4 protein-coding genes are annotated in these 5,221 nt (G+C 53.3%); 2 read left to right on the forward strand and 2 right to left on the reverse strand.

The genetic code is table 11. The features are described from left to right. Together ABX962_RS29465 and ABX962_RS29470 are read right to left on the reverse strand one after the other, a co-directional pair. Window positions 1-1,478 (reverse strand): DUF1549 domain-containing protein (locus ABX962_RS29465; RefSeq protein WP_372724878.1); only part of this gene is annotated, 1,478 nt, incomplete at its 3' end. A gap of 224 nt (window positions 1,479-1,702) precedes the next feature. Then, window positions 1,703-2,440 (reverse strand): DUF1080 domain-containing protein, encoded by a 738-nt coding sequence (locus ABX962_RS29470; RefSeq protein WP_372724880.1) that lies wholly within the window; start codon window positions 2,438-2,440, stop codon window positions 1,703-1,705. A gap of 266 nt (window positions 2,441-2,706) precedes the next feature. On the opposite strand from ABX962_RS29470, the gene ABX962_RS29475 reads away from it, so the two are divergent. Further along, window positions 2,707-4,224 (forward strand): sulfatase, encoded by a 1,518-nt coding sequence (locus ABX962_RS29475; protein WP_372724882.1) that lies wholly within the window; start codon window positions 2,707-2,709, stop codon window positions 4,222-4,224. Window positions 4,225-4,316: 92 nt separating this feature from the next. Then, on the forward strand, window positions 4,317-5,221 hold a 905-nt coding region (locus tag ABX962_RS29480; protein WP_372724884.1), incomplete at its 3' end, for an SGNH/GDSL hydrolase family protein.

Genomic DNA, 5,221 nt, shown 5'->3' on the forward strand with positions numbered 1-5,221 from the left:
CAATAGGTGATCGGATTGCCCTGTTCATCCACGCCGCCGATGATGGTCGACAACGTTTCGGCTCGTGTTTGCAAGCGGATGAAATTCTGAATGGCGTTCGCTGCGTTGCCATCGTTTTGTCGACGATTGCGGCGATATTCAATCAGTTGTTGCAGCGTTTCATCGAGCTCGCGATTCAGATCGGCCAATTCATCCACCGGGATCCGCCGGTCGAACTCATTCGGGTCGTCGATCGGCAATCGCAGCAAGTTGCTCGAGTTGCGATTTTGCACGCCGGCAATGTTTCCGTATTTGGATGCGGGAGTCCCAAAATAGACCGTCGTGTTATTGAAGATCCCGGCCAAGGCGTAGTAGTCGGTTTGCGGAATCGGATCGAATTTGTGGTCGTGACAGCGAGCACAAGCGACCGACATCCCCAGAATCGCCCGCGTCGTGGTGTCGATTTGTTCGTCGATAAGATCGGCGGTGAATTGAGTACGGTTCTGCTCGGCAAGACTTTTGGGACCAATCGCTAGAAAACCGGTTGCCACTAGGTTTTCGGCCCACTGCGAATCGGAATCGACCGGCAGCAAATCACCAGCAATTTGTTCTTGCAAAAATCGATCGTAAGGTTTGTCTTCGTTGAACGAATCAATCACGTAGTCGCGGTACCGCCACGCGTGCGGGAAGGTCGTGTTGACTTCGCGACCATTGGATTCTGCGTAGCGGACGAGGTCTAACCAATGGCGACCCCAACGCTCGCCAAATTGCGGTTTTTCGAGCAGTTGATCGACGACGTGGGCGATCGCCTTGTCAGGATCGGTGGCGTAGTACTTTTCGAAATATTCGATCTGCGCAAGACTTGGCGGCAATCCGATCAGGTCAAAGCAGAGCCGTCGCAAGATTTGGTGCGGCTCGGCGTCCACGGCGGGGGTCATCGACGATACTTCGAGTTTGACCAGCACAAAGGGATCGAGGTCGCTACGAGACCACTCGCGATTTTGAACCGCAGGGATCGCCGCTTTTGTCGGTTTCTTATAGGCCCAGAATTCGCTCTTGGCCTGTTGAATGTCGTCCTTGGTGATTTGAGTTTTCAGTACCGAGGGGGCGGTGATGCGAGGGTCGGGGGCTCCCATTTCGATCCAGCTGCGAAAGTCATTGATCACATTTTGTGACAACTTGCGTTTCGGAGGCATCTGGAAATCTTGATGCAGGATCGCGCTATACAGCAGGCTCTCGTCCAGATCACCCGGAACAACGGCGGGACCGCTATTGCCGCCGATGGCTGTCAATTCTTGGGTGTCCAGCCGCAGACCGCCTTTGGCGTTGCCGGTTTGATTCGAGTGGCATCCGTAACATTCTTTGACCAGTACGGGCCGGATCTTGGTTTCAAAGAAGTCGATTTTTTCTTGCGACAATGCTTCCTGGGCCGATCCGTTGGCTTGAGGAAACCAGATCGCGACGCAAATAAACAGCGAGAAAGTGGCGGTTCTACGCATCGTTCGATTGCCATGATTTTGGAGAAGTGGAGCGAGACGCTCGGTGTCACGGTGACACTTTGCCCTAGTGCCTGATCAATCAAACCCCGGTGAAAATCGAATAGACCGTCGGCTATCCGAAATTTTCTGGGAATCAGGGGCAGAATGCAAACAAAAAACAGCCGCACTTGGAAACCAAGTGCGGCTGTTTCGAAGGATTCAGGGAAAAGGGGACGGCTTCGTTATTAGAACTTGCGAAGTTGGATGTTCTTGAATTCGGCCCACATCGGTTTGCCGGCGTGCAATTGTAGTCCGATCAGGCCGGAGCTAAGAGCCAATTCAGGGTGCTCGTCAGTGAAATCCAAAACAAGCTTGCCGTTGAGGTAGTGCTTGATGTTGTTGCCTTTGGCAATGATGACCACGTCGTTCCAGTCGTCGACTTTCATCAGTTCTTTGAAACCGGCTTGATCGATCAGCGTATTGTCGAGCACTTTTTTGCCGTCTTTGGTCCAGACTGCTTTTTCGCCGACCAAGCAGATACGTCCACGCTTGCCACGTTCGTCGTAGATGAACGAAGGAACGTTGGGGAAGTTTTCTTCATTGCGGAGTTCGTGTTGATAACCTTTCAGGACCCAATCGTTGCCAACGCCTTTGCCCGACAAGTGTTGCGAGCGGTACTGGATTCCTGAGTTGTTGATGGCGTTGCAGCGGAAGGTGACGTGAAGTTCAAAATCAGACAGTTCGCCGCCTTGCCAGATCAGGAAGGTATTGCCCTTGGCAACATTCTCCGGTGTGGTTTCGCCGTGGATCACGCCATCTTTGACCGACCACAGTCGCGGGTCGCCGTCCCATCCTTCGAGGTTCGAACCATTGAACAGGGTGACAAGCTCAGCAGAGTTCGCGGCGGCCTTCTTTGCGGGGTCATCCGCAACAGCGACGAGGGCAACCAAACCGAGACAAAGTGAAAGGGACAATCGGATCATCCAGGGATCTCCAAGGGGGGATTTTGAGGAGGGAGGTAATTGTTAGGGATCGAATTATGACTCGGGTACCGCAAAACCTCAAACCATCCCCACGCTGATTTGCCAAGTTTTGTGGGATTCGCCGCCTCGTAATGGGGCCGACGACGCGATTTTTGGGGGAAAAGCTGGGGCGATATTTTGGATCGTTTGTCCCATCGTCCCGGATGCTTCATGTATGATTTTGCTAATCAAACCCATCAGATTCCCCACCTGAGAACGTGTCGCCGATGATTCGTAAACCGATTTCGATGCTTGACTTACTCTATGGCCTTTGGATTTTTGTCATCACGACAACGTCCGTTTCAGGGGAATTGGGAGCAATCGCAGTGGCGGACGAGACACGTCCTAATGTGTTGTTCATCATTTCGGACGATTTGAATAATTCCATCGGATGTTATGATCACCCGCTCGTCCAAACACCCAATATTGATCGGCTGGCGCGTCGTGGCGTTCGTTTCGAGCGAGCGTATTGTCAGTATCCGCTTTGCGGTCCGAGTCGCAATTCGATGTTGACGGGGCTTTATCCCAATAGCACGGGGATCCATCAAAACAGCCAGATCTTTCGGCAAACCATTCCCTCGCATCACAGTTTGTCGCAAGCGTTTCGATTGGATGGCTATTTCGCGGCTCGCGTTGGAAAGCTTTACCACTACAACGTTCCCAAAAGTGTGGGGACCAACGGCCATGATGATCCAGGGTCGTGGGAACTCGAACTGAATCCGGCCGGTTGCGACCGTTTGCTGGAAGAACCCGATATTTTTTCGCTTCGCAAAAACTCCTTTGGCGGCACATTGTCTTGGTACGCTTCGCCGCGCGGCGATCAGCTGCATACCGATGGGATGTTGGCCGACGATGCCTGCTGGGTGCTCGAGCGTTGCGCGAAACGCCAGGACCGACCCTTCTTTTTAGCGCTCGGTTTCTATCGCCCGCATACTCCGTATGTTGCACCGAAGCCTTACTTTGAAAAATACGACCCCAGCGAGATGCCGCTGGTTGCCAATGTGGAAGAGGACGTCAAGGATTTGCCCAAGGCGGCACTGGGAAGCCACAAAAAAGACCATGAACTGCTAACCGATCCGCTGCGACAACAGGCGATTCAGGCTTACTTTGCCAGTATCACGTTCATGGACGCGCAGGTCGGCCGCGTCTTGGATCAACTCGAATCCCTGGGGCTCGATGACAATACGATCATCGTGTTTACAAGCGATCATGGTTACCATCTCGGCGAACATGGACTTTGGCAAAAGATGAGCTTGTTCGAAGAAAGTTCGCGGGTGCCGATGATTGTTTCCGCACCGGGCATGGCACAGGGCAAAGTTGCCAAGACGCCAGTCGGGTTGATCGACTTGTATCCCACGCTGACCGAATTGTGTGGCGTTAAATCGCCCGAGAATTTGCAAGGCCAATCGCTGGTGCCGATCATGAAAGATCCCAATAAAACCGGTCGCGGTTGGGCGCTGACACAAGTGATGCGGGGCGGCAAAAAGAGATTTTTCGGCTACACGCTGCGAACGCCCCGTTGGCGATACACCGAGTGGGACGAAGGCAAAGCCGGCAGCGAGCTGTACGATCATGACGTCGACCCCCGCGAACAAAACAATTTGGCGAAATCACCATCGCATGCAGCAACGGTCAAGGAATTGTCGACGATGATCCACAAGGCGTTGCCACAAACGTTCCCTGCCGATGGCGAAACGCCAGCAGTATCCGATAAAACCTGGGCACCGAATCTAACGGATCCCTAGTCCTCACCGAGGTTGTGTTACTCGCGAATGGTGCAATTGCCGCACCAAGCTCTTATTGAACTGCCCCCCCTCAACTCTCTGGAAACCCGCTGATGCAATCTCGTTTTATCCTTGCACTATTAACCCTTGTTATCGGATGGCCGCTCGCGGTACAGGGACAAGAAACCGCAGCGGTGGACACCCCAGCTCGGTTTCAGTTGCCCGCAACCGACGAGGGACTTGCTGGGGCGGGACCGCTGCGACGACAGGACTGGTTTCAAAACGTGTGGCGAAAACGCCGGGAAACGTTTGCGGCCAATGCCGAAAGCAAAAAGGGGCATGTCGTTTTTTTGGGCGATTCGATTACCCAAGGATGGCAAGACGATTTTCGTGGCGATTTCAAATCGATCGAACCAGCGAATCGAGGGATCAGCGGTGATACCACCCGAGGAATGTTGCTTCGGCTCGGCGAAGACGTGATCGATTTGGAACCGGCCGCTGTGGTCATCTTGGCGGGCACGAACGATCTCGAAGAAGGGGCCGAACCGCAAACGATCGCCGGCAATATGCAATTGATTCTCGATTCGCTGCGGGCACATGATCCCAATATTCCGGTTGTCATTTGTAACGTCTTTCCCAGCCACGCATCGAAAAAACGACCCGCGGACAAGATCAAGAAGTTAAATCAACTTTATGCCGATCTTGCCAAGAGCGATGGCAACGTGATCGTGCTCGATACATGGACATTGTTTGCCAACGATCAGGGCAACGCCAAGAAAGAGGAGTTTCCGGATCTGTTGCATCCCAATGCGGCTGGGTACGCAAGGTGGGAAGCCGCATTGCGACCGGTCTTGGCCACGCTTGACTTGGTAGAAATCGAGGACGATGATTTTGTCGTCGAAGAAGGATTCGAGAGTCTATTCAATGGCCACGATTTGACGGGCTGGGGATTTCGCAAAACGACCGATGCGATGTTGAAATCACGCGAGCGATGGCAGAGTCGTGATCCCAATGCCCC

This window comes from Novipirellula sp., assembly GCF_041583735.1.
Lineage (GTDB): Bacteria > Planctomycetota > Planctomycetia > Pirellulales > Pirellulaceae > Novipirellula.